The sequence below is a fragment of the Bacillus sp. B1(2022) genome (assembly GCF_040259625.1).
Classification (GTDB): domain Bacteria; phylum Bacillota; class Bacilli; order Bacillales; family Bacillaceae; genus Bacillus; species Bacillus velezensis.
Genome location: NZ_JANIFO010000003.1, coordinates 215,616 through 242,112, shown reverse-complemented (window position 1 = coordinate 242,112; position 26,497 = coordinate 215,616). Strand labels below are relative to the sequence as shown.

Genomic DNA, 26,497 nt, shown 5'->3' with positions numbered 1-26,497 from the left:
GTATATAAGAAGAAAAAACCCCTCCTGCCAGAGCATAGAGGGGTTCCTTTCCAGGACGAAGACACACGTGTATCTCTTCTGTCCTATCCGTTATCCTTCTCAGCCTCTCTGGACTGTGTTAAAGAATCTATTCAGCTTGTTTTTATTATTTCAGAAAAGAAAGTCGCTGTCAATGGCTATTTCTTAAATCTTCAATGAGTTTTTTCATATCTTCAGGAAGGGGCGCTTCAAACTCCATGTATTCTCCCGTCCGCGGATGATCAAAACCTAATATTCCGGCATGAAGCGCCTGACCATTGAAATCAATGGTTTTTCTCGGTCCGTACTTCGGGTCGCCTGCCAAAGGAAACCCGATATATTTCATATGAACACGGATCTGATGCGTTCTTCCCGTCTCAAGACGGCACTCTACGAGCGTGAAATCTTGAAAACGCTCAAGCACGTGGAAATGCGTGACGGCGTTTTTGCTGCTTTCTCTTGTTACGGTCATGCTTTGACGGTCTTTTTTATCTCTCCCGATCGGAGCGTCAATCGTTCCGTCATCATGTGAAATCACCCCGTGGACAACCGCTGTGTACTTTCTGGTCACGGTTTTATTGACGAGCTGATTAACGAGTGATTCATGCGCCATATCGTTTTTAGCGACCATTAACAGACCGGAAGTATCTTTATCAATCCGGTGGACGATTCCCGGGCGCATGACGCCGTTAATGCCGGAAAGGTCGTTGCAGTGAGCCATCAGTCCGTTTACAAGCGTCCCTGTCACATGGCCGGGCGCCGGGTGTACAACCATGCCCCGCGGTTTGTTCACAACCAAGACGTCCTGATCCTCATAGTAAATGTCCAAATCCATCGGCTCTGCAAGCACGTCCAATTCTTCCGGTTCAGGAATGGTGACGTTTACCTGATCGCCTGGCTGCATTTTGTAGTTCGCTTTTACGGATTTGCCGTTAACGGATACCAATCCCTCTTTTACCCATTGCTGCACTTGAGTGCGTGACCAGTTTTCTCCCGTTGAAGCCAAAAATTTATCAATCCGTTCGCTCTTTTGTTCAGGCTGAACGGTTATCTCAAATTGATTCATGTTATTGCTCCTTCTTTTTCCCGCTGTCAAACAGCATATGAATAAATAAAAGTATTACACCGACGCACAGTGAGGAGTCCGCGATATTAAAAATCGGATAGTGATAATCCACGATGATGACATGAATAAAATCCACCACTTCCTGGCGCGCCGCCCGGTCAATAAAGTTTCCGGCCGCACCGCCCAGCATTAAGCCGAGAGAAATTCCGAGTAACATCTGCCCTTTTGCATAACGCTGTATGTAATAAACGATTCCGATAATCACGGCGATGGTAATGACGTAAAAAAACCACATTTGGCCGGCTAAAATCCCCCACGCCGCTCCCGTGTTGCGATGAGATGTGATATAAAGCACCTGATCGATGACAGGTATGCTTTGTCCCAATTCCATATGGCTGACGACAAGCCATTTGGTCAATTGGTCGGCAATAATAATAAAAAGAGCGATAAGATAATAAAGCACACACGTTCCTCCAGTATACAGTTACTTTTATCCTTTATGAATTTTATCAGTAAAAGATGCCAGAGTAAAGGCAGATCATAAGCGCATGCAAACAGACGCTGTCACTCATACAGCGCCTGATCATATGCATAATCTCCGGGTTCCCAATATGGAAGGGTTTTCTTTTCAAATTGAGCGGGATAATAAAAATCATCAGCGGTTCTGGCCGTCGGCAGCACCGCAAGTTTTTCAATCGGAATGGGGTCGCCTGTTTTTTCACAATAACCGTACGTATTGTTTTCAAACTTAGACAGGGCAAGAAGAACGTCCTGAAGTTCTTCTTTTATATGATAGATCAGAGTTGCTTCTTGGTCGTTCATTGAAGGTTCAACAGATGCTGACATTTGAAAGCAAGAATATTCGAATAATCTTGATTGAAGTTCTTCTTTCATCATGAGAAGCTCCGTGTGGATTGCGGTCAGTTGATCATTCATTCATCACAACTCCTGCTCTTGATGTTATGGCTTTATTGTTGCCCCCAGAGCGCCATTTGAAGCCCATAAGATTTTTCCTGTCGTTCTAATCGATGACATTAGTGGCATGTAAAAAAGCGCCCGGCTGTCACCGGGCGCTTTCTCATTTATTATTTTTGATAATATTTTTCAACGATTTCCGCATTGCGCAGTGATAATGTCGGATATTTCGGATTGGCTCCGACATCTTTAGAAATTACGCGGGAACGTTCACACATCTGGCCTTCCGCTTTTTCTACGGTCATTTTTCCTGTTGTGAAGCTTTGCGCGTTTTCCGGCGCTTCACTTTCGTCTTTTACTGTCAGTTCTGAGACGATAAACAGCTGCGCGATGTTTTCTTTAATGGATGACAAGAGGTCGCGGTTTTCTTTGTTCGGATACAAAGTCAGGCTCGCTTCCAATGATCTTCCGATAATTTTTTCGTTACGGGCTGTTTCCAAAGCTTTCAGCACGTCGTTTCGAAGCTCCATGAAGCGGTCGAACTTTTCTTCTGTCGCTTGACTGTCCGGAACAGCAATGGTTTCCGGCATATCTGTCAGCTGCACGCTCGCTTCTTCAACAAATGATAAGTGAGACCACATTTCATCCGCCGTGTGCGGGAGAATCGGCGCCGTCAGCTTCACTAACGCCAGCAGCGTTTCATAGAAGACCGTCTGCATGCTGCGGCGGTCCGGATGATCCGCATGCTCGATGTACACAACATCTTTTGCAAAATCAAGATAGAAGGAGCTGAGCTCGATCGTACAGAAATTGTGAATGCTGTGATAAACAACCGCAAATTCATATTCATCGTACGCTTTTTTCACCTTATCGATCAGCTTATTCAGCTTGATCAGCATATATTGATCCACTTCGCGGAGATCTTTTACATCCACGGCATTGACGCTTGGATTGAAATCGAACAGGTTGCCGTGAAGGAAGCGGAACGTGTTGCGGACTTTCCGGTATACTTCCGCGACTTGCTTCAGAATGGCGTCAGACACGCGAACGTCCGCCTGATAATCCACTGACGATACCCATAATCTTAAGATGTCGGCACCAAGCTGTTTCATGACTTTAGCCGGAACAACAACGTTACCGATTGATTTACTCATCTTGCGTCCTTCTCCATCCAGTGCGAACCCATGGCTGAGCACACCTTTATACGGCGCTTTTCCTGTTACGGCTACTGCTGTAGAAAGAGAAGAGTTAAACCAGCCGCGATATTGGTCAGATCCCTCTAGGTATAAATCAGCCGGGCGAACGAGGTCATCACGTTCTTCAAGCACTGCTTGATGTGAAGAGCCTGAATCAAACCAAACATCCATGATATCCTGTTCTTTTGTAAATGTGCCGTTCGGGCTGCCAGGATGCGTAAAGCCTTCCGGAAGAAGATCCTTTGCTTCTTTTTCAAACCAAATGTTTGATCCGTGCTGTCTGAACAATTCAGAAACATGTTCAATGGTTTCATCTGTAATAATCGGTTCTCCGTTTTCAGCGTAAAATACCGGAATCGGCACACCCCACGCACGCTGTCTGGAAATACACCAGTCTCCGCGGTCCCGAACCATGTTGTGCAAACGCTGCTCACCCCATTCAGGAACCCATTTGGTTTCTTTAATGGCATCCAGCAGGTCTGATCTGAAATCTTTAATAGACGCAAACCATTGCGCTGTCGCTCTGAAAATGGTTGGTTTTTTTGTTCTCCAATCATGCGGATAAGAGTGAGTAATGAATTCAAGCTTCACAAGTGCGCCTTTTTCATCGAGCTGCTGTGTGATCGCTTTGTTTGCATCATCATAGAACATGCCTTCAAACCCAGGAGCTTCGCTTGTCATTACACCTTTTTCATCGACCGGGCAAAGCACATCTAAACCGTATTTTTGGCCAATGATAAAGTCATCTTCCCCATGTCCTGGCGCTGTATGAACACAGCCTGTTCCGGCATCAGTTGTTACGTGTTCACCAAGCATAACGAGAGAGTCTCTGCCATATAGCGGGTGTTCAGCGATAATGTTCTCAAGGTCTTTTCCTTTGACCGTTCTTGTCACTTCATACTGATCAAATCCGCATGCTGATGCAACACTTTCGACTAAGGCACTTGCTACGACAAAGCGGTCTTCACCTACTGCAATCACGCTGTACTCAAGATCAGGGTGCACTGAGATTCCGAGGTTCGCCGGAATTGTCCAAGGCGTTGTTGTCCAAATGATGATGCGCTCGCCGTTTTCAAGAACGCCTTTTCCGTCTTTTACACCAAAAGCGACGTAAATAGATGCTGAACGTTTGTCTTGATATTCGATCTCGGCTTCAGCCAGAGCAGACTCACTTGAAGGTGACCAGTTAACCGGTTTAAGGCCTTTGTAAATGTAGCCTCGTTTTGCCATTTCACCAAATACGCGGATTTGCTGCGCTTCGTATTCCGGTTTTAATGTCACGTATGGGTTTTCCCAGTCACCGCGGACACCAAGACGTTTGAATTGCTCACGCTGTCCCTCGATTTGCTTCCAAGCGTACTCTTCACATAGTTTGCGGAATTCTGCTACTGACATTTCTTTCCGGTTTACTTTTTTGTTTTTCGTCAGCGCCGTTTCAATCGGCAGTCCGTGCGTATCCCAGCCCGGCACGTACGGTGCGTTGTAGCCGCTCATTGATTTATAGCGGACGATGAAGTCTTTCAGGATTTTGTTCAGGGCATGGCCCATGTGGATGTCTCCGTTTGCATAAGGAGGTCCGTCATGCAGCACGAATTTCGGGCGGTCTTTCGTCCGTTCTTGAACAAGACGGTAAATGTCCTGCTCCTCCCAGTCTTTTTGCATGTCCGGCTCACGATTCGGCAGATTTCCGCGCATCGGAAAATCTGTTTTCGGCATTAACAGCGTATCTTTGTAATCCATTTTCATTCCTCCACAACATTTTTCAGAAAATAAAAAAAGCCCTCTCATCCCATAAGGGACGAGAAAGCTTATCTCGCGGTACCACCCTTTTAGAAAAAACGGATCATCCGTCTTTTCCTCTCGAACATCGTAACGTGATGGAACGTCCTATCCTACTCTCGGTTCAGAAAGGAAACTAAAGGGCTGATCTGCATGATTCCGGCCATCCCGGGCTTTCACCTTCCCCGGGTCGCTTTATAGCCTGTTTTGAGTCATGCCGGTCCCTTTCAATCGTCTTTTCATCTGAATTTATGAACGTATTATATTCGAACGGGCCGGAGAATGTCAAGAAAATCAGAAAATTATTCTTTTTCCTCAAAAACCGCGTCGACTTCGTATTCCAGCAGATGATCCCAATCATCGTTCTTCAGCAGGTCGAGCTGCGCTTCAATCAGCATTTGGAAACGTGTTCTGAAGACTTTAGACTGTTTTTTCAGCTCTTCAATTTCCATTGCGATTTTTCTTGATTTGGAAAGCGACTCATTGATGATGCGATCAGCATTTTTTTCTGCTTCACGGACGATCAGCTTCGCTTCTTTCTGCGAGTTGCGCTTTACGTCTTCTGCGGCTTCCTGGGCTACGAGAATTGATTTATTCAGCGTTTCTTCGATATTGGCAAAGTGGCCGATTTTTTCGTCCAGCTCGTTCACTTTCGCCTCAAGCTCCGTTTTTTTACGGAGTGCGATTTCATAATCTTTTCTGACCTGCATTAAAAATTCATTTACTTCATCTTCATCATATCCGCGAAAACCTTTTGTAAACGTTTTGTTATGGATATCATTCGGCGTTAATGGCATATTGCCACCTCCATTTTTACATTTCAGTACGGTTATCTAGTTCACATTATAAAACAAATACGGCACAGATGGAGAAAAAAACTGAAAAAACGACTCATTTTTGCCGTTCAAATGTAACTTTCCATTTGTCTTTTTTCGTTTTTCCGTCAACTTTTGCCAAACTGCATCGTCCGAAGCCGCGAATCGAGAGCATGTCCCCTTCAGCAACCTGATAAGACGGATCTTCAATGGCTTTCCAATTCACCTTAACGAGCCCGTTTTTCACAAGCGCCTGCGCTTTCTGCCTGGATTGCCTGCTCATTGAAGCGCAGACGGCGTCGAGACGCAATGAAGAAACCGTGTCATCCCTTATTTCGACATCTGAAGCGGGAATGTGAAGAGCGGAAAGCTCGATTTTCTCAAGCTTTACCGGCGCTTTGCCCGCCTTGGTCAGCTGAGTGCTGACAAAATCGGCGATTTCACCGGAGACGATCAGCTGCACGGCTTCCTCAGAGAAAATCAGATCGCCGTATTTCTGCCGCTTTAAGCCGATCCCCATTAATGATCCGAGAAGAGAGCGGTGGTCAATGCTGACGAATTTTTCAGCGTATTGAACGTCAAAAGCCCGAAGCTCAAAATCATCCTGTTCAGGTTCCATATATTCAGGGTATAAAATCGCGCGCTTGCGCTCAGCTCTGTCATATCCTCCGAAAAACGCAAGACCGCAGGCGTCGCCGATAACGGCTTTTACAATGACCTGTTCTCTGGGATCTAAGAAATCAGTCAGCTTCATCCGATACTGGTCCAGGACAATCTGTTTCCATTCAAGCGCCTGATCAATAAAAGGCCGCTCGTCTTGTCTGAAGTGCTGGTAAATATCGCTCATGTTCTTTCCTTTCTATGTAAAGAGGCTTGGCTGGTGCCAAGCCCGTATCAAACTGTCGCATTCAAGTATACATTGCGATCATGCGGTATAGTCCCCAAAGTCCCGTCGTGGCAAACCGAAGCACGATAATCGCTACAATCGGGGATATATCCAGCATGGCAATGGGCGGAATGATCCTTCTGAACGGCTCTAAATACGGTTCGCAAATCGCTGCGAGAAACCGTCCGACCGCCGTTTCTCTCGTACTCGGCACCCATGACATAAAGATATAGATGATCAGGGCAAACGAGTAGATGTAAATTAAATAACTCAGAACGGAAAAAATTTGATAAAGAATCATCCTGCTTTACCACCTCTGATGTTCGTCTTCATTTATAAGCTCCGAAATCGTACCGGAAACGTCGACATTATCAGGCGTGCACAGAAAAATATCTGAACCGATTCTCTGAATGTCGCCGCCGATGGCGTAGACAGTACCGCTTAAAAAGTCGACGATTCTTTTCGCCTGATCATGCTGGATGCGCTGCAGATTGACGACAACCGCCCGCCTGTTCTTTAAATGATCGGCGATTTCCTGCGCTTCCGCATATACACGCGGTTCACTCAACACCACTTTAGAGGATTTCTGAACACTTTGCAAGCTTACTACGTTCTGCTTGCCCTGCGGCTTCTGAGCGTAAGCAGGCTGTTTATCTTTCTGCTGTTCATGCTCTTCCGGATGATCCTGCTCCGTTTCAATGTATTCGTACTCGTACTCCTCCTCATCCATTGAGAAAAAGTTTTTCAGTTTATTTTTCATGCTCATTTGTTTACACCCCCCGGTTCATTTCCGACTAATGAAGAGCCGATTCTGATAAAAGTTGCGCCCTCTTCAACAGCGATTTCATAATCATTTGACATGCCCATTGACAGTTCCCGGCACGGTGCGTTTGTCTGATGCAGTTTTTGCACCTGATCCCTCAGATCACGCAATTGCCGGAAGCAGGCTCTGATCGTTTCTGTATCGTCTGTCAGGGGAGCCATCGTCATCAGGCCCTCTACAGAAATGTTTCTAAACTCAGAAAGCTCTCTGATAAAGGGGATGACCTCCTCTGTTTTCAAACCGTGCTTAGACGGCTCAAGCGAAGTATTCACCTGCACAAAGCAGCGAACCGCATTCTGCGCCCGTTTTTCAATCTCTTTTGCCAATGACCGTCTGTCTAAGGAATGAATATAAGATACACGGTCAACGACGGCCTTCACCTTTCTGGACTGAAGACTGCCGATAAAGTGCCACTCCGGGCTGCCTTTGATGACTTCCTGCTTATGGATAAGCTCGGCATCCCGGTTTTCTCCCAGACTTGTAATACCGGCATCAACGGCCTCTTGAGCCCTTTCAGCTGATACGTATTTTGTAACCGCGATGACGGTAACATCTTCGGGGCTTCGGCCCGATCTGTTACATGCTTCGTTTATTCTTTCGTTTATATGTCGTAATTGATCAGCAACACGCAAGATCTTACGCCTCCTTCATTCCGATAAAGGACATCATGCGTCCCGTTTTCCCTTTGTCGCGGCGGTGTGAAAAGAATAGTTCACGCTCTCGTTCGGTGCATATACCGCTGACTGAAATGTTTTCTTCCGGAATGCCGCAATGTATCAGAAGAAGACGGTTGACCTCTTTTAAATCAAGCTGATACTGGCCTTTTTCCGTTTCGCATATGGCGGATTCAGCCGTAAAAGGCAGCGCCCGCACTTCATTGATGACGCGGTCGTCGACTGTATAGCTTCCCGCGCTGATGGACGGACCGATGACAGCCTGAATATCTGTTAAACGGGAGCCTTCTTCGTTTACCCAGCGTTCCGTCATGATGCGTCCGATTTGTTTGACCGTCCCCTTCCATCCGGCATGGGCAGCGCCGATAATGGATTTCACCGGGTCATAAAAATACAAGGGCACACAGTCCGCAAAACAAAGAGCCAAAAAAAGATTCGCATCTTTCGTGTAGAGCCCGTCCGTCCCGCGGAATGCGGAAGAATAGTCTCTCGCTCCTTTTCCTTTATCCCCGGCTGTCACGCGCCGGACGCGGTTTTCATGTGTCTGGTCGGCGAACACCCAGGAATCCAGATCAGTACCGCATAAGGACGCTATGACTTCACGGTTTGTCACAACATCATGAGCTTCGTCCCGGACGTGCAATCCGGTATTTAATGACTCATACGGAGGATTGCTGACCCCGCCGTTTTTCGTTGTGAATCCGGCGATGACCTTTGTGTTAAGCTGATTCACACAGTTCCAGTCTTCTATCATGAGTGCCGAGGGGGTGGTAAGACTAAACGGGTGATATGTATTCATGGAGATCCAACCTTTCGACAAACATTAAAAAAGCGTAATTTCCCACTCATTTTAACACAATTTTAAGCATACGTTTAGCGGCTGATTGAAAAATGAGATAAATAAATGTGCCGGAAACATTGAGATTTCCGGCTTTTTACAAGTAAAGGGAGGATTACTCTCCCCCCTTTGGTTCGTTTACACGCACTAAGATGACATCTTCCCCAATTTTAACTATATTTCGCCAAGGAATGATCATTTCCTCTTCTTTTCCGAAAAAACCGAGAACTTTTCCGCTGCCGCCTAAAATAATCGCCTGAATTTTTCCCGTTGTCACGTTAATATCAATATCACCGATGCTTCCGAGTTTTTTTCCGTTCGACACGTTTACCACATCTTTTATTTGAAATTCAGATATGCTGATCATCCGTATCACGCCCTTTGCCCGTTCTTTTTCCTATTATATGAACGGCCTGGCTGAACCTTGTCACCTCGGGCAATCTTTTTTGCGGCTGCACCAGCCGAGGATAAATCTCAGCATAATTTTCGTATAGTCCATAAGCTCATCAACGGACACTTCCTCGTTTACGGAGTGGGCGTTTCTTAAATCGCCGGGACCGTATATGACGCTCGGAATCCCGGCATGATAAAGCCACCCTCCGTCAGTTACGGTTTGGGAAACATCAATGACGGGCTCCTGTTTTTTGACGGCTGAGTGTGATGCAGCCAAGACAGAAACTGCCGGATGGTCCGGGTCGATTTCCAGCGCCGGGAACACCTCTCCTCTGTCTTCAATCATCGAAGATCCTCCCCATTTGAACACCGGCCTGTTTTCTTTGAGCCACAGATCACTGTCAGCGACACGATTAATATAGTCTTCGATTTCTGCGGCTGCTTGTTCGTGCGTTTCGTTCGGATAAAAGTGGACGGTGATCCATAACCGGCATTCATCGGCGACAAACGCTGCGTGTCTTCCGCCTTCAATGACGGCGGGGTTGATCGTATTAGTGCCGGGCGCAAAGCCGGGATAGCTTTTCGTTACCGCCCAGTGGCGCTCCAGCTCTCCCAAGGCAGTGATGATTTTTGCCATTTTTTCGATGGCGCTCGCTCCGAATGTGCCTCCGCCTGCATGAATCATATTGCGCCTCATGCCGTCATGAAATGTTTGTTTGCTTTTCAATTCTATCCAGCCGGTGATGACTCCGCCCTGCCCTTGAATATGCAGGCTGCTCGTATCCGCGACAACGGCAAAATCCGCGTGATAGCCGCGTTTGCAGCATTCCAGCGTCCCCGCCTCACCGACTTCTTCTCCGATTACAGACTGTACAATGAGGTCGCCCGGAAGCTTAATGCCGGCATCATGGATCAGCTTCAGAGAGAAAAGAACACACGCCACCCCCCCTTTCATATCAGCGGCGCCCCTTCCGATCAGCATGCCGTCTTTTACGTGCGGCTGAAACGGGTCAGAGTGCCAGTCTTCGCCCCCGGCTTCTGCCACATCAATGTGTCCGTTTAAAATCAGGCTTTGATGCCTGCTTGAATCTGTCCCTTTTAAAACACCGACTACATTCGGATCTTCCGGATACACATCCCACATATCGACCGAGCAGCCCGTTTCTTTTAAAAATCCGGCCACCCACTTTTGGGCTTCTGCCGTATTTCTTGCTGGCGGGGCCGGAGTCGGAAAGGCTATCAGTCTTTCAGCAATACGTATGAAGTCGTGCCGCCGTTTCTCCGCCTGGTGTAACAGCATATCAATCTGATGCATTGGAAATCTCCCCTTTGGCTGTATCAAAAAACCCGTTTCATTCATGAAATGAAACGGGTAAAAAACGGATCTTCCTCCGCTTTTTTCACCGCTTCCCTCCGCCGGCATGATCCGGATCAGGTCCGTTAAGGGTTGAGACAAACGTCTCTCTCAGCCGCATGGCAGCACCCCCAGGGTGAATTTATGTTATTTTACGGATGATGCCTCTTTTGCACGTGTTAAAAGCGGGCGGCCATTGTTCCATAAGACATTGACAGGCATATCGAAAAACGCTGTAAGCCGCTCGTCAGAAAGCATGTCCCTGATTTTCCCGGAGGCGAACACCTCGCCCTGTTTTAAAAGCAGCGCCTGATCAAACACCGGCAGAATTTCTTCAGCGTGATGGGTGACATAAAGGATGGACGGCGCATTTTCTTTTTCGGCGATCGACGTAATCGTGTCCAGCAGCTGCTCCCTTGCCATAAAATCAAGACCCGTCACGGGTTCGTCCAGAATCAGCAGTTCCGGATCAGCCATAAGCGCCCGCGCAATCAGCGCTCTTTGTCTTTCCCCTTGTGATAATGTTTCATACCGTCTGTCGGCGTAACCGATGGCGCCCAAATCCTTCAGAAGTCCGATCGCTTTTTCCCTTACCTGCTCACTCGGAGTTGCGTACAGCCCGATTGAGGCGTACGCGCCGCTGAGGGCGATTTCAAAAGCGGAGTCCGCGGCATATAATTTGTGCTGAAGACCTGCCGAAACAAGACCGATTTTCCTTCTGAGCCTGTCACCGAGCTCTGTTTTGCCGAATTGGTGGCCGAGCACCTGCATCTCTCCTGAAGTGGGGAAGTAATAAGAGCATAACATATTCAGCAAAGCCGTTTTTCCGGCTCCGTTTAATCCGTACAGCACCCAATTTTCGTTTTTCTCGACGCGCCAGTTGATATCTTTCAAAATCCATTTCCCGTTTCTTTTTAATGACACACTGTCCAGCTGTAAAATCATTGCAGTTTCCCCCGTTTACTTTATTTAAATTTTCTAAAAACTTTTACACATTAGAATACATCACTTTTTTGCAAACGTAAACCATCGCATGAAAAAAGCCTTTAAACAAGGTTTAAAGGCTTTTTCCGTTATTGATGGATATTCTTATTCATTTGTTTAATGGCTGCTTTTTCAAGCCTTGAGACCTGAGCTTGGGATATGCCGATTTCTTCAGCGACTTCCATTTGGGTTTTCCCTTGGAAAAAGCGCTTTCGCAAAATCATTTTTTCCCGTTCGTTCAGTCTTCTCATGCCTTCTTTCAGAGCGAGCTCCTCAATCCATTGTGTATCCTTATTGCGCTCATCGCTGATCTGGTCCATCACGTAGATCGGATCGCCGCCGTCATTATAAATCGGCTCAAACAGTGAAACCGGATCCTGGATGGCGTCAAGGGCAAACACAATTTCTTCATGGGGCACTTCAAGAACTTTGGCGATTTCCTCTGCTGTCGGCTCCCTGCTTGTCTCACTGATTAACCGCTCTCTTACTTGAAGCGCTTTATATGCGATATCGCGAAGCGACCTCGAGACGCGGATCGGATTATTATCCCGCAAATATCTGCGGATTTCTCCGATGATCATCGGTACAGCGTATGTTGAAAACTTAACATTATGGCTTAGGTCAAAATTATCAATGGATTTCATTAGTCCGATGCAGCCGACCTGAAATAAGTCATCAACATACTCTCCTCTGTTGTTAAACCTCTGAATGACGCTTAAGACAAGGCGCAGATTGCCGTTTACAAGCTTTTCCCTCGCTGAATCATCGCCCTCATCCTGTAATTGCCTAAACAGCTTTCTCATCTCTTCATTCTTGAGCACCGGTAATTTGGAGGTATCCACCCCGCAAATTTCGACTTTATTTCTTGACACGTTTTTCCCTCCCACTAGGAGCTGCTGTACAACGTTAAGTATCTCCTCGGGTGGGAAAAATATGCACCGCCATTTTACAGAAATAAACATCCGGCTGCGGCAATCCTTGCAGCAGTAAGGGCTGTCAGATGGAAAAAATTTTACACCATTTTGTTAAACTCTTTTCTCAGTCTTTTGATAATCCGCTTTTCGAGCCGGGAGATATAAGATTGTGAAATCCCCATCATGTCGGCTACATCTTTTTGTGTTTTTTCTTCTTCTCCGACAAGCCCGAAACGCAGTTCCATAATCTGCTTTTCTCTTTCGTTTAATTGCTCAAGCGCTTTTTTCAAAAGTTTTTTATCCACATTGGCTTCAATGTCTTTTGTAATAATATCATCATCTGTGCCGAGCACATCCGAAAGCAGCAGTTCGTTTCCGTCCCAATCAATGTTCAGCGGTTCATCAAAGGACACCTCTGAACGGATTTTATTGTTTCGGCGCAAGTACATTAAAATTTCGTTTTCGATACATCGCGACGCGTAGGTGGCGAGTTTGATTTTCTTTTCCGGATTAAAAGTGTTTACCGCTTTGATCAAACCGATGGTGCCGATGCTGATTAAGTCCTCGATGTTAATGCCGGTATTTTCGAATTTGCGGGCAATGTAAACGACAAGACGTAAGTTTCTCTCAATCAGGATGGCCCGCGCCGCCTGATCCCCGCTCGGCAGCTTTAATAAGAGCACCTGCTCCTCTTCTTTAGACAAAGGCGGCGGCAGCGCCTCGCTTCCTCCTATGTAATACACTTCATCGCTTTTCAGTCCGAGTTTCATCAGCCATTTATACCACAAATATGTCAGACGCAGCTTAAGTTTTTTCATCTTCCTCCCCCTTCTAAATACAACGCGTTTTGAGTATGATGAATAACAGACTTTTCGTCAGGAAACATGTTTTACAGCCTTCCCTGTCAGCATCTTCGGATGAACGATTCCGTCAAATTCACCGTCCGCGGATAATGGTTTTGTGCTGATGCCGATCAGGCATTTTTCACAAGCGATCATTTCGTCTTTTGTTAAAATCGTGACGTAATCCGGCTTTAAACAGAGTAAAAATTGATTATCCTGGCCGACGCCCCTGTATGGAATCAGCCTCAGCTTATCCGCATGGCGGAACGAATCATCAAGCTGCTCTATCACTTCAAGCGGACTGGCGGATTTGATGAGGGCCGTTTCCTTTTCGCTGAGAATCGGAGCGAATTTGTCAATGTGAAGGATCATGACCGGCGTTTTCGTCAGCGGATCATACAGCTGATTCCCGGAATCCACCAATCCTTTCGCGCGGATTGTCTGTCCGCTGAATTCCGCCTGCACCATGACAAGTTCATCGTACTGAATGGACTTCGTCTCGATGTCTTCAATTCTCTTTTTCGAAAAAAACCATATGGCCGGAAATCCGATAACTACAAACATCCAGCTGATCGGGTCGCCGAATCCGGTCTGGCTTGTGACCATTACGCCTTGCTGCACAATTGATTCTGTCTGCAGCAGGGAATGTACGCCGATCATTCCCCCGCCGACGAGAAAAGTCGCGAAATAAAAGGCGAACAAATTTTGAAAAAAGTATCGGAACCGTTTAAAGCCAAAAGCCGCAAGCACGATGACTACTGAAAACGCCATTTTTCCCGCCGGATGCTCCACAAAGGGAGAAACAGGCGTAAACATCAGAAGCACAATGGCTGACCCGATGAAACCGCCGGCGGCCACTCTTCTTTTTTTTACCTGGCGTTTTAAAATAAAGGCGGTCAATAAAAGCAAAAGAGAATCAAAACAAAAGTTCAACAGCCAAATGACATCCAGATAGATTTTCACATCTGACCCCTTTCCTCTTTTGTCTTACTTATCTGTTTCTCTCTCTTGTTTCATAAGTATAAAGCAAGCTCTGTGGGAAAGTCTGTCAATTAATGTTGAGGGTAAAGTACAATTTTTAAGGGATAACCGTTTTATTTGTCGAGGGCCAAAAAGGTTGATTTCCTATTGTCCGCTTCAACTAAAAAAGCGCTGCCGTGATCTGGCAGCGCTCTGTTTTTACTCATTGATATAAAGTTTTCCTTTAGCCGTCTGTCTCGTTTCATTTCCGTAGTCATCTCTAGCGATAACGTCAATTTTTGCTCCGCTTGCTTTGATGGAAGAAGTCGCCGTCCAGTAACTCTCATATCGTCCCGGAGAAATTTCTCTCAGCGGAAGCTCTGTTGCGTTTTGGCTCCCTGCCCGGGCGTTTGTCAGAGGCAGACGGATAACGAAGGAAGCGTCTAATTTCTTTCCGCTTGAAAAAGCGATTTTCACTGATTCTCCGGCTTTTAATTCCTTATCCGCTCCGGGAACCAATCCGGAAATGACGGGAGCATTGTAATTGACATCGATTACCGTCTTTTTCGTTGTTTTGTTACCCGCTTCATCTGAGGCCGTGACCTTGATCTCATTGCTGCCGTTTTCCAGAAGGGTTCTCGCTTGATAAGAACCGTTATTTACTTCAGCTTTTTTTTCGTTCACCTTTACCCATTTTAAATGGGCGTCGTGCACTTTTCCTTTTACGGTCACTGCTTCTTTATTTGTTTTATCACCGTTTGCCGGACTGTCAATCGTCACATCCGGCTTATCCTCATCCAGTATGACCGTGACAGGGCTTGACTCATCGGTTGACCCGCTGTCTGTCACAGATGCCGCCGTCAGCCGATTGGCATCTTCAGTGAGTGTGACGCCGGCCTGGAAATTGCCGTCTGCATCTGCTTTCGTTTCTGCGGCGGTTTTACCGTTATTGGTAAGACGGACAGCGGTTTTTGGTGAAGCCGTTCCTTTCACCGTGATTGACTTCTTGTTTGTAAATGACCGGTCTTCAGGCGACGTTATGTCAGGCACAGAAGCTTCGTAGTCGACCAAAGCCCTGATCATAAAGTTTCCGTCTGATTTATCGGTTTTAGACCAGCGGCCGTCGAGGTATTGCCAGTTTCTGTTCGAGTACGGACTGCCGTCATCAGATGACAGGGCAGGTGTATAAGGATCGGGTTTCGTCTGGCGGAACACAAGATAAAAATCCTTTCCGACCGCGATTCCTTTTGAGCTGAGATCCACTTTGGTCCATTCGCCGTTTCGAAGCGCTTCAGCTTGGAACGGGCCGGCAATTTTGCTGCCCGGAGCTCCATCAGGGCCGGATGCATCATATACTTCTGCTTGAAATTCGGTACCGCCCGGATCAGGCCAGTCGGCGCCCCAAAATTTAAAAAGGCCTCCCGTCAGCATACCGTGTTCTTTTCCGTCTTTGAGCGTCATCTTAACGGCAGATTTGCTGCCGGCTTTAAAATATGACAGCGCGGCTTCTTCCGTTCCGTTATCATAGGCAATTTCCCCTTCATAACCGATATACGGCTTAAGCTTGACGTTTTTTTCAGCATCTCCTTTGATGTCAACGGAAAATTCGCTATTGTAAAAGCCTTTTGCCGCTACTTTGATTGTGTAGGAGCCTTCGTACGCCTTAAGCGAATATTCCCCTTTATCGTTTGTCACCGCCGGTTCAATTGCGGCATCCTCAGCCACATAAAGCGCAGCCCCTTTTACCGGTTCGCCTGTTGACTGATTGGTGATGGTTCCTTTTAGCGTGCCGGACGGCATTTGCTCCAGTGTAAAGTCTGCCTGTGCGGTTTTGTCTGATTGAATAGAAACTTGTTTCGAAGCGGACTTAAATCCGTAAGCCTCGGCTTTCAGCGTATAGCTTCCCGCCTTATGCGACAGGCTGTAGCTTCCGCTTGCAGGGTCGGAATATACGGATTTCCCCGTCTCGGCGACACTGATTTGCGCTCTGAGAGGCAGGAGGTTTGTTTCACGTTTTACTCTTTTTCCGGGTGATTTCACTGCCGGTTTGGCCTGTTTCGGACTGACTGCTTTTTTCTTCAGGTGGCCGGGAGGTGTTTGTCTATTGTGTTTACTTTTTTTAGCCGCCTTGCCGAGAGGGCTGCTTGAAAGCCGGACATCATCGATATACCATCCGTCTTCATTGAGTACTTCGTCTGACTGCATATTAAACATGAGCTTTATGTTTTGGCCTTTATACGCAGATAAATCTGCCTCTTCATCGTTCCATCCTGCGGAGTCACCATTGTAAACGGCCGCCTGCTCCCAATGTGATTTTCCTTCCGGAAGAACGAACACATACCCGTAATCAAAAAATTCTTCGAGCTTGTGCCAGCTTTTAAATTGCAAAAACAGCCGTCCTGTTTCCGGAACTTGAATCGGAGGCATCACCAAATTCATGTTGGCTGAATCGGCATAAGGGCCGGACAGATTCGTCGCATACACTTTATCTCCGGAAAATGCGGTGCCGGGCCCTGAACCCGGGATACCCCATTCCCATTGGTCATGTGTCCCGTAACTGGACCAGCCCGCCGGCTGTGATTCAAAATCCTCTTTGTATCCCGCCGTAATGCTCGGTTTCACGTCAGCCCGGTACGTATCAGATTCTACAGAATGGCCTCCGAAATCTTTTATGGTCCATTTATAACTTATCTTGCTTCCCGTTACATCCGGAATTTCCGCCTGGTATGTTCCCTTTTTTTCATCACCGCTTTTTTGAACGGCGGCTGTCGTTTTCCACTCTCCTTCATCAAACTGATAGGAAAGGATGACTTCAGTTACGCTTACATCGTCTTCTGCTGTAACCGTTAACGGAAGGTTTGCCCCTTTGTAAGCCGCTGAGACCGGTTCATGGTGAAAGCTGGGCGGATTGTGATCTTCGCCCGCAGAAGAGACCTTGCCTTCTACGCTTCCGATTCCGTCCGTTACGGCAGAAACGGCATCAAAAGCGTTAACGAGACCGTGGCCGTAACCGTTATTCGGTGATTCCGGAAAAACGGAATCTGTCAGCTTTTCGGCGGTGCGCGTCAAAACGTCTTCCATTTCATCGACCGTAATAGAGGCGTTCGCCTGCCTTAACAAAGCCGCCGTCGCCGCCACATGCGGCCCGGCCATTGAAGTTCCGTCCCAGCCGCCTTCGTATGTTCCTCCAGGAATCGAAGAACGGATATTCACTCCCGGAGCCGAAATGTCCGGTTTTGTTTCATGATACGGTGAGGGGCCTTGAAGTGAGAAATCAGCGAGTTTCTTGTCGATGTCAGTCGCACCTGTCGCAAATGCTTCAGGATAATTGGCCGGATTTGCGATTGAACCCGGTCCTCCCGGTGTAAATAAGTCTTCATTTCCCGCAGAGAATTCCGGAAAAATCCCTGCCGCTCTCCACGCATTCACCATATCGCGGTACCACTCGTCCATTCCCGAACCGCCTGCCCAGGAATTATTAACAACATCCGGCGCCATCTCGGGATGCGGCGTGCCGTTTTTATCTTTAGGCGCGAGCACCCATTCACCGGCATCCAAAATATCGGCATCAGTTCCTCCGTCATCTGAAAATGCTTTTACTGCGATCCATTTCGCCCCCGGAGCCACACCGATTTGATTTGAGCCGTCAGGTTCTGAACCCGTCATGGTCCCTGTTACATGAGTGCCGTGTTCAAGATCATCGTAGGGAGCGTCTTTATGGGACACGGCATCATACCAGTTCATTTCATGATTCGGCGCTGCGGGATTTTCAGGATCGTAACCCCGGTATTTTTCTTTAAGCGCCGGATGATCCCACTGAACTCCCGTATCAATGGAGGCGACAACCGTGCCGGTTCCGTCGTATCCTGAAGCCCAGGCCTGCGGCGCATCAATTTGGCTGATATTCCATTCGATGCCTTCCTTTGCTTTGATCTCTTTTTGTTTTTTCTTCATTTGAAAAGGAGCTTTTGATTGTCGTTGAGTAAGCTGACGTTTTTCATTCGGAAGAACTTTTTCTACTTCAGGAAATGAGGCGGCTTTTTCCATTACCTCTTTCGAAGCAGTGACTGCCATTCCGTTAACAATATAATAGGAATGGATGTGATCAGCCTTGCCTTTCTTTTTTTGTTTTTCCAAATATGTTTTCAGATTCTGCTGCGCATCATGAGCCGCCAGTTTTAAAGAAGAAACGACGGCTGACCGCTTTTGATATTCAGTTTTTGCTGCGGAAAGCGATTGAGACTTGGCGTTTTTTTCTGCTTCTTTGACCGCTTTTTTCGTATTGGCTTTCTCTTTAAATTTGATAAGAAACGTGACTTTATCATTTTTTTCAAAACGCTTCTTGACTGAATCGGAAATCTTATGCTGAATGCTCTTAGAGGAAGAAAGATCTTTGGTGAAAGAAACTGCCCCCGGTGTGCTGTTCGCTCCGGCTGCACCCGGAAACAACAGGGAACTGACGACAATCGCGCTTAAAACGGAGCCTGTCCATCTGTTTCTTGTTTTTTTCTTCAATCGTATCCCCCCTTATTTGGTAACGCCCTATAAAATGTGTATCCCTCCTTCATAATTGGAATCGTTTGTTATTTCGATGCTGTACGTTAAATGTAGACAATCTTCCATCCAGATATTGTCACATTCTGTAGAAAGCCGTATGAAATTAAAAAACAATCAATTCGTCATAGGTATAAAGTTGCTTTTTTCACTGTATAGATCATGGGGATAGGAAGGAAGACTGTACACAAAAAAGAAAAAGGACAAAACCATGTGGTCTTGTCCTTTTTTACATCAGCCGCGTTTGTTGCGGTTTCTTAAAAATGTAGGAATGTCGAGAGCATCATCCGCCGGCTGTGATGTATGGCGGTTCACCGTGTTTTGATGCTGTGTTTCTTCTCGTTTCGGCTCGCGTTTCGCAGCGTTTTGGCTTTGAGACTTCAATCCTTGGTTTAAAGTCGGACGCTGCGGTTTTGAGTCATCTTTTTCCTGTTCGATAAAACCGGTCGCAATAACGGTGACGACGATTTCATCTTTCAGATTTTCATTGATAACTGAACCGAAAATCATGTTGACATCAGGGTCAGATGCAGAAGCGACGATGTCGGCTGCTTCCTGCACTTCGTAGAGGCTCAGGTTTGTACCTCCCGTAATGTTCATCAAAACACCTTGCGCTCCGTCGATTGCCGCTTCCAGTAACGGACTGGAGATCGCCTTTTTGGCGGCTTCAGCAGCACGGCTTTCGCCCGTAGCGATCCCGATACCCATCAATGCTGAACCTTTGTTGGACATGATGGTTTTGACATCGGCAAAGTCCAAGTTGATTAAACCAGGCGTCGCGATGAGGTCAGAGATACCTTGCACCCCTTGGCGAAGCACGTTATCAGCTTCACGGAATGCTTCAAGCATCGGTGTGTTTTTATCGACAATTTCAAGAATGCGGTCATTCGGAATAACGATCAGTGTGTCAACGGCTTCTTTCATTGCCGTGATACCGCCTGCAGCCTGCAGCTGACGTTTTCTTCCTTCAAATGTAAACGGTCTTGTTACGACACCGACAGTCAAAGCGCCTAAGTCCTTTGCGATTTGCGCGATAACCGGTGCGGCTCCCGTTCCGGTACCGCCTCCCATTCCGGCTGTAACGAACACCATGTCAGCACCTTTTAGCGCTTCTTCGATTTGTTCCTTACTTTCTTCAGCGGCTTTTTTGCCGACTTCCGGATTCGCTCCCGCTCCGAGACCGCGGGTCAGCTTTTCCCCGATCTGCATTTTCACTTCCGCTTTTGACAGGTTAAGAGCTTGCGCGTCCGTGTTTACCGCAATGTACTCTACACCCTGCACTTCATTTTCAATCATTCGGTTGACCGCGTTATTACCGCCGCCTCCTACTCCGATTACTTTAATTGATGCTAAGCCGTCTATGTTTGTTTCGAAATCCAACATGCTAAATCCTCCTAATCTGCCGAATGACTATCAATCTATTCCCAAAACATGCTTAATAGTTTTTTCATTTTGCTCGGTTTGTTGTGTTCGGCTTGTGTTTTTTGTTTTGCTTTTGGACGCTGCTGCGCCTCTGGCCGCTGATGATGTTCTTCTTCGTGAGAGACCGCGATTTCCTGCACGGCTTCTTCCGGCATATGAAAGCCTATTTTTCTTCCCTGAATTCTGGCATTTCGGCAGGCAAATTGTATCAAGCCGACACCCGTCATATACTGAGGGTCTCTTACACCGATATAATTCGGGCTTGCGACCCTTACATTGTGCCTCAGCACTTCCTGTGCCAATGAAAGCACTCCGGGCATTGCGGCCTGTCCGCCGGTCAGCACAAAGCCGCCGGGCAGATCTGTAATTCCCATATGCTCAATTTCGGCTGCGGCAATCTCAAGAATCTCTTCCACTCTTGCTTCAATAATATTGGCAATTTCCTGCTGTGTAAAAGATTGCTTTTGATTCGTTCCTATGACGGTGACTTCAAATACTTCATCTTCTGAAGCCTCATCGTAGAATGCATGTCCGAATTGTTTTTTTACTCTTTCAGCCTCTTCGGTGGAAGTGCGCAATCCGATCGATACATCTTTCGTGATGTTTTCGCCTCCGAGCGGAATGACGGCTGTCTCCTTCAGGTGCCCCTGTTCAAATACCGCCACCGTCGTCGAGCCACCGCCGATATCAATCATGGCGACTCCGAGGTTTTTTTCGTCTTTTGACAAAGCCGCCGAACCGGCCGCAAGCGGCTGCAGGCAAATATCAGTAATTTCAACGCCCGCTCTCTCCACACAGCGAAGTAAGTTATGTAAGATCGTTTTGGAGCCGGTAATCAGCGTGCCTTCTACTTCCAGGCGCACGCCGAGCATTTTTTTCGGATCGGTAATTTCGTCTCTTCCGTCAACGATAAACTGTTTCGGAACGACGTCTACGATCAGCTGCTCATGCGGAACTGACACGACCTGTGCCGCTTCCATTACCCTGCGGACGTCTTCAACGTGAATTTCTTTGTTTTCACTGGAAACAGCGACAACGCCGTTCGTATCTTGAATATGAATATAATTTCCATTAACGCCGACAATGGCTTTTTTCAGCGGAAAACCTACCATTCTTTCAGCTTGGTCAAACGCTTTTCTTATAGAATGAACGGTTTCATCTATATCAACGATTGAGCCTTTTTTCAACCCTTCAGACGGTACATTTCCCACTCCGATAATGTTAAGGGAATCATCTGTCATTTCTCCGACGATCACTTTTGTATTGGACGTACCGATGTCAAGACTGACGTAAAGTTCATTGTTGTTCATTCTATGGCACCTCCTCACATTTCGATCAAATTCTATTCTATTATTTGCGGAACAACAATACAATGAATGTGGCTTTACAAGTGTGTAACAAAAACAACAGCATCAACAAATTCTTATCTGATTTCTCACAATTTATGTTTAATGAAACTATTCGTTATATTCTATGTATATCCTCTTTTATATCGTATTTTTTTTATTTTTTTTAGAGACGGCCCACCTTACCGTAAGATTTCCTGTCACGGTGCCATACTGTGCAAACCAGATGCAAATATACCCGCTTTCCATTAGTCTACACTAAGATGAACCTCCAGAAAAGCTATAGATATTGCCAGAAACATCCGAAAAAAGAAGAAACAGGAGGAAAATTCCAAATGCAATGCTCATTGCAGAAGACACGCCCATTGCATTGAGAATTTTCCGCTTGTCCGGCAGCCATATCCCGGGCAAAAACAAACATAGTCATAATGATTCCGCTATCGGTTATATCGGCTGCCCCGCTGATTGTAATAGATTCTTTTGAACCACCTTGAAATTAGTTCTTTAGAACTATTAATCATTTTCTTTTTTCTTGCCGGATTTACCTTTGTTAAATTCTTCAAAATACGTAGCGACTTCTAAGTGGATAATCCCCTTTTTCCCGCCGTCCAGCTGGGAAACGATAGAAGGATAGGTCTTCATCCGGCCGGCAAACGTTTTAATAGAAGCGGTAACTACATACCCGTCGTTCATATACAGCTTGATCCGGTCCTGATCCATTTTTACCGGTGTATAATAGATTTCAGAAATCGACTGCTTTAGCGAACCGGAAAGCTTATCAAGCTGCTCCGCCATTTTGACCCGCTTTTTCGCGTTTGTCCAGTCAACCAAAATCGGGCCCGCGTCATCCGGCGTGACTTCGTTCGGCAGCACAGTGCCGTTTTCGAGCACTTCATAATATACATCATGTCGCTGCAGATACGCGATCGTCTTGTATTCTTCAATGTGAATGCTGACTTTGTTAGGAAATACTTTTGAAAGTTCCGCCTTTTTCACCAGCTTATTCTGCTCAATCTTTTCTTCTGTTTGTTTCTTGTTCAGACTCCAGAACTCGGTTTGTCCGTTATGTATATCAGAAAGCGCGTTGATCTCTTTTACAGACACGTTTTCGTTTCCGGAAACGGTGACAGAAGACACTTTGCTGATCGGCATCTGCAAGTACACGATGATCAGCACCATCATAAAAAAGAGCACAATGAATGAAATCAGCCGGCGGTTTGCTTTTTGTTTCCGCTGCTCTTTGATTTTCGGAATCCGCTCTTCAATATTTACAATTTTTTCTCTTTCATGATTTGGGTTCACTGCCTGTCCACCTCACTAAGAATGAAACAGCTTGACATTCGTCTGATTGAAAAACAAACGGCATGCTGTGATGCCGTTTGACATTTGTTAAAAGTATATCACATGAGCTCACGTAATCAGAGAACCTTTTAACGATTCCCTCCGATGATTTCAACTTCTGTATGCATGTCAACATCATACTGCTCACGGATTGTCTTTTTCACATATTCAATCAGGTCGAGAACGTCCTTGGCAGTCGCTCCGCCGGCATTGACGATAAAATTCCCGTGCATTTCGGACACTTTTGCTCCGCCGATCTGATGTCCTTTTAATCCCGCTTTTTCAACGAGGTTTCCGGCATGATCCGGCAGCGGATTTCTGAATATGCTCCCGGCGCATGGGCTTGAATACGGCTGAGTGTTTTTTCTGTAATCTTTGTTCTGCTGCATTTGCGCCGTAATGGCTTCCCGTTCCTTTTGCTCAAGCTGAAGAACTGCCTCGAGACAGACGCCGGGGCGTTTTTTCTGCAAAACAGACGTTCTGTAGCTGAAATCCATCTCTTCGTTTGTCAGCCATTCGATTGTGCCGTCTTCAAATAAGATACGGGCTTTCACAAGAATCTCACTCATATCAGATCCGTGCGCCCCGGCATTCATATAGACGGCTCCGCCGATTGATCCGGGAATGCCCGCTGCAAATTCGAGACCGGACATTCCTTTTTTACTCATGGAAGTCGCAAGCCGGACGACCGAATAGCCGCCTCCGACCGTCACCTGATCACCGTCAATCTCCAAATGATCCAGACCCGCTCCCAGCTTGATGACAACTCCTCTTATGCCTTCATCAAGCACGAGCAGATTTGAACCGCGGCCGATAACCGTCCATGGCAGATCATGTTTCTTCACAATATCCATAATATCTTTGACCGCTTCCACACGGTTGGGGATGATTAAAATGTCCGCCGGACCGCCGATTTTCATCGTTGTATGGTTCGCGAGCGGTTCTTGTTCCAGCACTTTGCCGACTTCGCGGTCTCTTAATTCCTGAATTACGTTCTCCATCATAAACCTCCGCATTCCATTTGCTCTATTTTTTTATGTCTTCCATGATACTGTACAGTCTGGCTGCCGCATCCGGAACACCGAGTGATTTTGTCCGCTCACTCATGTCTTTTAAGGTTTCTTCATTCATGACGATTTTGTCCAGCGCAGCGATCAGTTTTTCTCCGGTGAGCTCGGTTTCCTTCAGTACGATTGCAGCGTCATGCTGGCTGAGCGCCTTCGCATTGACTTCCTGGTGATTGGCTGTCACATACGGGCTCGGAATAAGCACGCTCGGAATGCCGAGAGCGGTGATTTCCGCAATCGTCGTCGCTCCGGCTCTGGCCACAATGACATCAATTGATTGTAAGTACTCCGGCATTTGGTGCAAAAACGGTTTTGTCACCATATTATCAGCGGCTTTTCCGCCTTTCAGCTCAGCCGTTACCTTCTCGTAATGCACTTCCCCGGTAATATAAAGCACTTGGTAAGGTCTCGTTTTCAATTCTTCCTGCATATCTATAACGGCACGGTTAATGGGAGCCGCGCCTCTGCTTCCGCCGAAAATGAGCACCGTTTTTTGATTGTCTTTCAGCCCGAACTCAGTTAACGAGCGGCCTGTCTTAATTGAGACGACTTCAGAGGCTCTCGGGTTTCCCGTAAACACAACTTTTTCAGCAGGAAAATGCGATTTTGCCTCTTCAAAGCAAATTGCCACCTTATTAACATATTTCGAGAGAAACTTATTTGTGATGCCGGGCAGGCTGTTTTGCTCATGAATGATCGTCGGAATTCCCATTTTTGCCGCCGCGTATACGACCGGACCGCATACATAGCCGCCTGTACCGATAACGGCATCTGGTTTAAACTCTTTTAAATATGATTTGCTTTTCTTCACGCCTTTTAAGAAGCGCATGACGGTTTTTACATTTTCAAAAGAAAGTTTTCGTTTGAAACCTGTAATTTCAATGGCGCGGAACGGAATATTTTCCCGTTCAACAATTTTTTTCTCAAGACCGTTCTCTGTTCCGATATACAAAAATTCCACATCCGGATGCCGGCGCTGAACTTCTTTAATAAAGGCCAGGGCCGGATAAATATGTCCTCCGGTTCCGCCTCCGCTTACTGCAATACGCATTCGTATGTCCCCCTTAATCACATAGCGATAACCCTGTTTTTTAGGACAGGGTTATTGATGTTGTCTGTTTTTTTATAGATAACGAATAAATCATGAGTGATGAGGTAAGATACAGATCAATACCTCGAGTACCGGCTGACATTTAAAAGCACGCCGACCGCTGCGAGCATCAGCGTCAGTGATGAGCCTCCGTAGCTTAAAAACGGCAGCGTAATTCCTGTTACCGGGATCAGCCCCGTCACAACGCCGATATTAATCATGACTTGAATAGCTATCATAGAAATAATACCGATGGCGACAAAGCTTCCGTATAAATCCGGCGCGCCGAGGGCAATCCTGACGCCCCGCCATAATAAAATAGTGAACAGCAGCAATATGAGCGAACCGCCGATAAAGCCGAGTTCCTCAGATAAAATAGCAAAAATGAAATCGGTTTGCGGCTCCGGCAGGTAAAAAAACTTTTGCCGGCTTTGGCCGAGCCCCATCCCGAACAGTCCGCCCGGACCTACGGCATAGAGCGACTGAATGATCTGAAATCCGCTTCCAAGCGGATCCTCCCACGGGTTTAAGTAAGAGGTAATCCGTTTAATCCGATAAGGAGCGGACAGAACTAGCGCCGCAAATCCGCTTAAACCGATGAGTCCGAGGAACGCAAAATGAGCGATTCGCGCACCGGAAACAAAAATCATCACGATGCACGTGCCCACCATTACCGTCCCCGTTCCCAGGTCTGGCTGGCACATAATAATAATAAATGCAGAAAACACGATTCCGAGCGCGGGAACGAATCCGCGTCTGAATGACGTAATATTCTTCTGTTTTTCAGAAAGAAATTTAGCCAGAAACGCAATCATCGCCAGTTTCATAAACTCCGAAGGCTGAATGCTGAACGCTCCCACTCCGATCCAGCTTCTTGAACCGTTCCGCACCATTCCGACTCCCGGAATCAGCACAAGCACAAGCAGAAAAAAACAAATGATCAGAAGCAGCTTCGACCATGTGCGCCATGTCCAATAATCCACATTCATAATGAAAAACATGGCAATGACGCCGATCCCCGCAAACAGCAGCTGCCGTTTCGCGAAGAAAAACGAGTCGTCAAATTTATAATCCGCCCATACCGCACTTGCACTGTAGACCATAATTAATCCTATTGTTAAAAGCAATAACGTAATGATAACTAATAACAAATCAGGCGCTGTTTTTTTAGTAGTCAAAGCAATCGACACCCCAAGCATAAGTCATTTAGGGCTGCCGAT

Annotated in this window: 23 protein-coding genes and 1 riboswitch; all 23 genes read right to left on the bottom strand. The window is 46.6% G+C overall.

Annotated features, from left to right (window positions below; all coding sequences use genetic code 11):
• Window positions 1–169: 169 nt before the first annotated feature.
• Window positions 170–1,084: an RluA family pseudouridine synthase gene (locus NQS30_RS07325; protein ID WP_007409726.1), complete on the bottom strand. Its 915-nt coding sequence runs from the start codon at window positions 1,082–1,084 to the stop codon at window positions 170–172.
• A 1-nt stretch (window position 1,085) separates the two neighbouring features.
• Entirely contained in the window at window positions 1,086–1,547 is a 462-nt protein-coding gene (gene lspA, locus NQS30_RS07320; RefSeq protein ID WP_003154398.1) for a signal peptidase II, read from the bottom strand.
• Window positions 1,548–1,648: 101 nt separating this feature from the next.
• Entirely contained in the window at window positions 1,649–2,020 is a 372-nt protein-coding gene (locus tag NQS30_RS07315) for a TraR/DksA family transcriptional regulator (protein ID WP_007409725.1), read from the bottom strand.
• Window positions 2,021–2,169: 149 nt separating this feature from the next.
• The gene (ileS, locus tag NQS30_RS07310; RefSeq protein ID WP_012117512.1) at window positions 2,170–4,935 is read right to left on the bottom strand and encodes an isoleucine--tRNA ligase; all 2,766 of its coding nucleotides are present in this window, start codon (window positions 4,933–4,935) and stop codon (window positions 2,170–2,172) included.
• A gap of 341 nt (window positions 4,936–5,276) precedes the next feature.
• Entirely contained in the window at window positions 5,277–5,771 is a 495-nt protein-coding gene (gene divIVA / locus NQS30_RS07305; RefSeq protein ID WP_003154406.1) for a septum site-determining protein DivIVA, read from the bottom strand.
• Window positions 5,772–5,865: 94 nt separating this feature from the next.
• Window positions 5,866–6,636, bottom strand: a complete 771-nt coding sequence (locus NQS30_RS07300) for a YlmH family RNA-binding protein (protein WP_007409722.1) — start codon at window positions 6,634–6,636, stop codon at window positions 5,866–5,868.
• A 61-nt stretch (window positions 6,637–6,697) separates the two neighbouring features.
• Window positions 6,698–6,976 (bottom strand): YggT family protein, encoded by a 279-nt coding sequence (locus NQS30_RS07295; RefSeq protein WP_003154408.1) that lies wholly within the window; start codon window positions 6,974–6,976, stop codon window positions 6,698–6,700.
• 6 nt (window positions 6,977–6,982) lie between these two features.
• Window positions 6,983–7,441: a cell division protein SepF gene (sepF, locus tag NQS30_RS07290; RefSeq protein ID WP_007409719.1), complete on the bottom strand. Its 459-nt coding sequence runs from the start codon at window positions 7,439–7,441 to the stop codon at window positions 6,983–6,985.
• Window positions 7,438–8,130 carry a YggS family pyridoxal phosphate-dependent enzyme gene (locus tag NQS30_RS07285; RefSeq protein WP_218791625.1) on the bottom strand — a complete coding sequence of 231 codons (693 nt, stop codon included), beginning with the start codon at window positions 8,128–8,130 and terminating at the stop codon, window positions 7,438–7,440. Before NQS30_RS07285 ends, sepF begins: the two co-directional genes overlap by 4 nt.
• 4 nt (window positions 8,131–8,134) lie before the next feature.
• A complete protein-coding gene (pgeF, locus tag NQS30_RS07280) occupies window positions 8,135–8,971 on the bottom strand; it encodes a peptidoglycan editing factor PgeF (protein ID WP_232321912.1) in 837 nt (278 codons plus the stop codon).
• A gap of 154 nt (window positions 8,972–9,125) precedes the next feature.
• On the bottom strand, window positions 9,126–9,377 hold the full coding sequence (locus NQS30_RS07275; RefSeq protein ID WP_015417429.1) for a YlmC/YmxH family sporulation protein: 252 nt from the start codon (window positions 9,375–9,377) through the stop codon (window positions 9,126–9,128).
• A 60-nt stretch (window positions 9,378–9,437) separates the two neighbouring features.
• Window positions 9,438–10,718, bottom strand: coding sequence for an acetylornithine deacetylase (locus NQS30_RS07270; RefSeq protein WP_218791624.1), 1,281 nt, complete (start codon window positions 10,716–10,718; stop codon window positions 9,438–9,440).
• Between the two features lie 76 nt (window positions 10,719–10,794).
• Window positions 10,795–10,900: riboswitch (TPP riboswitch) on the bottom strand.
• A gap of 4 nt (window positions 10,901–10,904) precedes the next feature.
• Window positions 10,905–11,702, bottom strand: coding sequence for an ABC transporter ATP-binding protein (locus NQS30_RS07265; RefSeq protein WP_015239823.1), 798 nt, complete (start codon window positions 11,700–11,702; stop codon window positions 10,905–10,907).
• Between the two features lie 128 nt (window positions 11,703–11,830).
• Window positions 11,831–12,613, bottom strand: coding sequence for an RNA polymerase sporulation sigma factor SigG (gene sigG, locus NQS30_RS07260; RefSeq protein ID WP_003154420.1), 783 nt, complete (start codon window positions 12,611–12,613; stop codon window positions 11,831–11,833).
• 140 nt (window positions 12,614–12,753) lie between these two features.
• Window positions 12,754–13,473, bottom strand: coding sequence for an RNA polymerase sporulation sigma factor SigE (sigE, locus tag NQS30_RS07255; RefSeq protein ID WP_007409714.1), 720 nt, complete (start codon window positions 13,471–13,473; stop codon window positions 12,754–12,756).
• Between the two features lie 57 nt (window positions 13,474–13,530).
• Window positions 13,531–14,460: a sigma-E processing peptidase SpoIIGA gene (gene spoIIGA, locus NQS30_RS07250; RefSeq protein ID WP_025284698.1), complete on the bottom strand. Its 930-nt coding sequence runs from the start codon at window positions 14,458–14,460 to the stop codon at window positions 13,531–13,533.
• A 216-nt stretch (window positions 14,461–14,676) separates the two neighbouring features.
• Complete coding sequence (locus tag NQS30_RS07245; protein WP_069007001.1) at window positions 14,677–18,972, bottom strand: S8 family peptidase; 4,296 nt, start codon at window positions 18,970–18,972, stop codon at window positions 14,677–14,679.
• Between the two features lie 273 nt (window positions 18,973–19,245).
• Complete coding sequence (gene ftsZ / locus NQS30_RS07240; protein ID WP_003154424.1) at window positions 19,246–20,394, bottom strand: cell division protein FtsZ; 1,149 nt, start codon at window positions 20,392–20,394, stop codon at window positions 19,246–19,248.
• Window positions 20,395–20,429: 35 nt separating this feature from the next.
• Window positions 20,430–21,743: a cell division protein FtsA gene (gene ftsA / locus NQS30_RS07235; RefSeq protein WP_003154425.1), complete on the bottom strand. Its 1,314-nt coding sequence runs from the start codon at window positions 21,741–21,743 to the stop codon at window positions 20,430–20,432.
• A 549-nt stretch (window positions 21,744–22,292) separates the two neighbouring features.
• Window positions 22,293–23,081: a cell division protein FtsQ/DivIB gene (locus tag NQS30_RS07230; protein WP_007409710.1), complete on the bottom strand. Its 789-nt coding sequence runs from the start codon at window positions 23,079–23,081 to the stop codon at window positions 22,293–22,295.
• Window positions 23,082–23,209: 128 nt separating this feature from the next.
• Window positions 23,210–24,121 (bottom strand): UDP-N-acetylmuramate dehydrogenase, encoded by a 912-nt coding sequence (gene murB / locus NQS30_RS07225; protein WP_007409709.1) that lies wholly within the window; start codon window positions 24,119–24,121, stop codon window positions 23,210–23,212.
• 25 nt (window positions 24,122–24,146) lie between these two features.
• Complete coding sequence (gene murG / locus NQS30_RS07220; RefSeq protein WP_015417423.1) at window positions 24,147–25,238, bottom strand: undecaprenyldiphospho-muramoylpentapeptide beta-N-acetylglucosaminyltransferase; 1,092 nt, start codon at window positions 25,236–25,238, stop codon at window positions 24,147–24,149.
• A 116-nt stretch (window positions 25,239–25,354) separates the two neighbouring features.
• Window positions 25,355–26,455 (bottom strand): stage V sporulation protein E, encoded by a 1,101-nt coding sequence (spoVE, locus tag NQS30_RS07215; RefSeq protein WP_015239818.1) that lies wholly within the window; start codon window positions 26,453–26,455, stop codon window positions 25,355–25,357.
• Window positions 26,456–26,497: the final 42 nt, after the last annotated feature.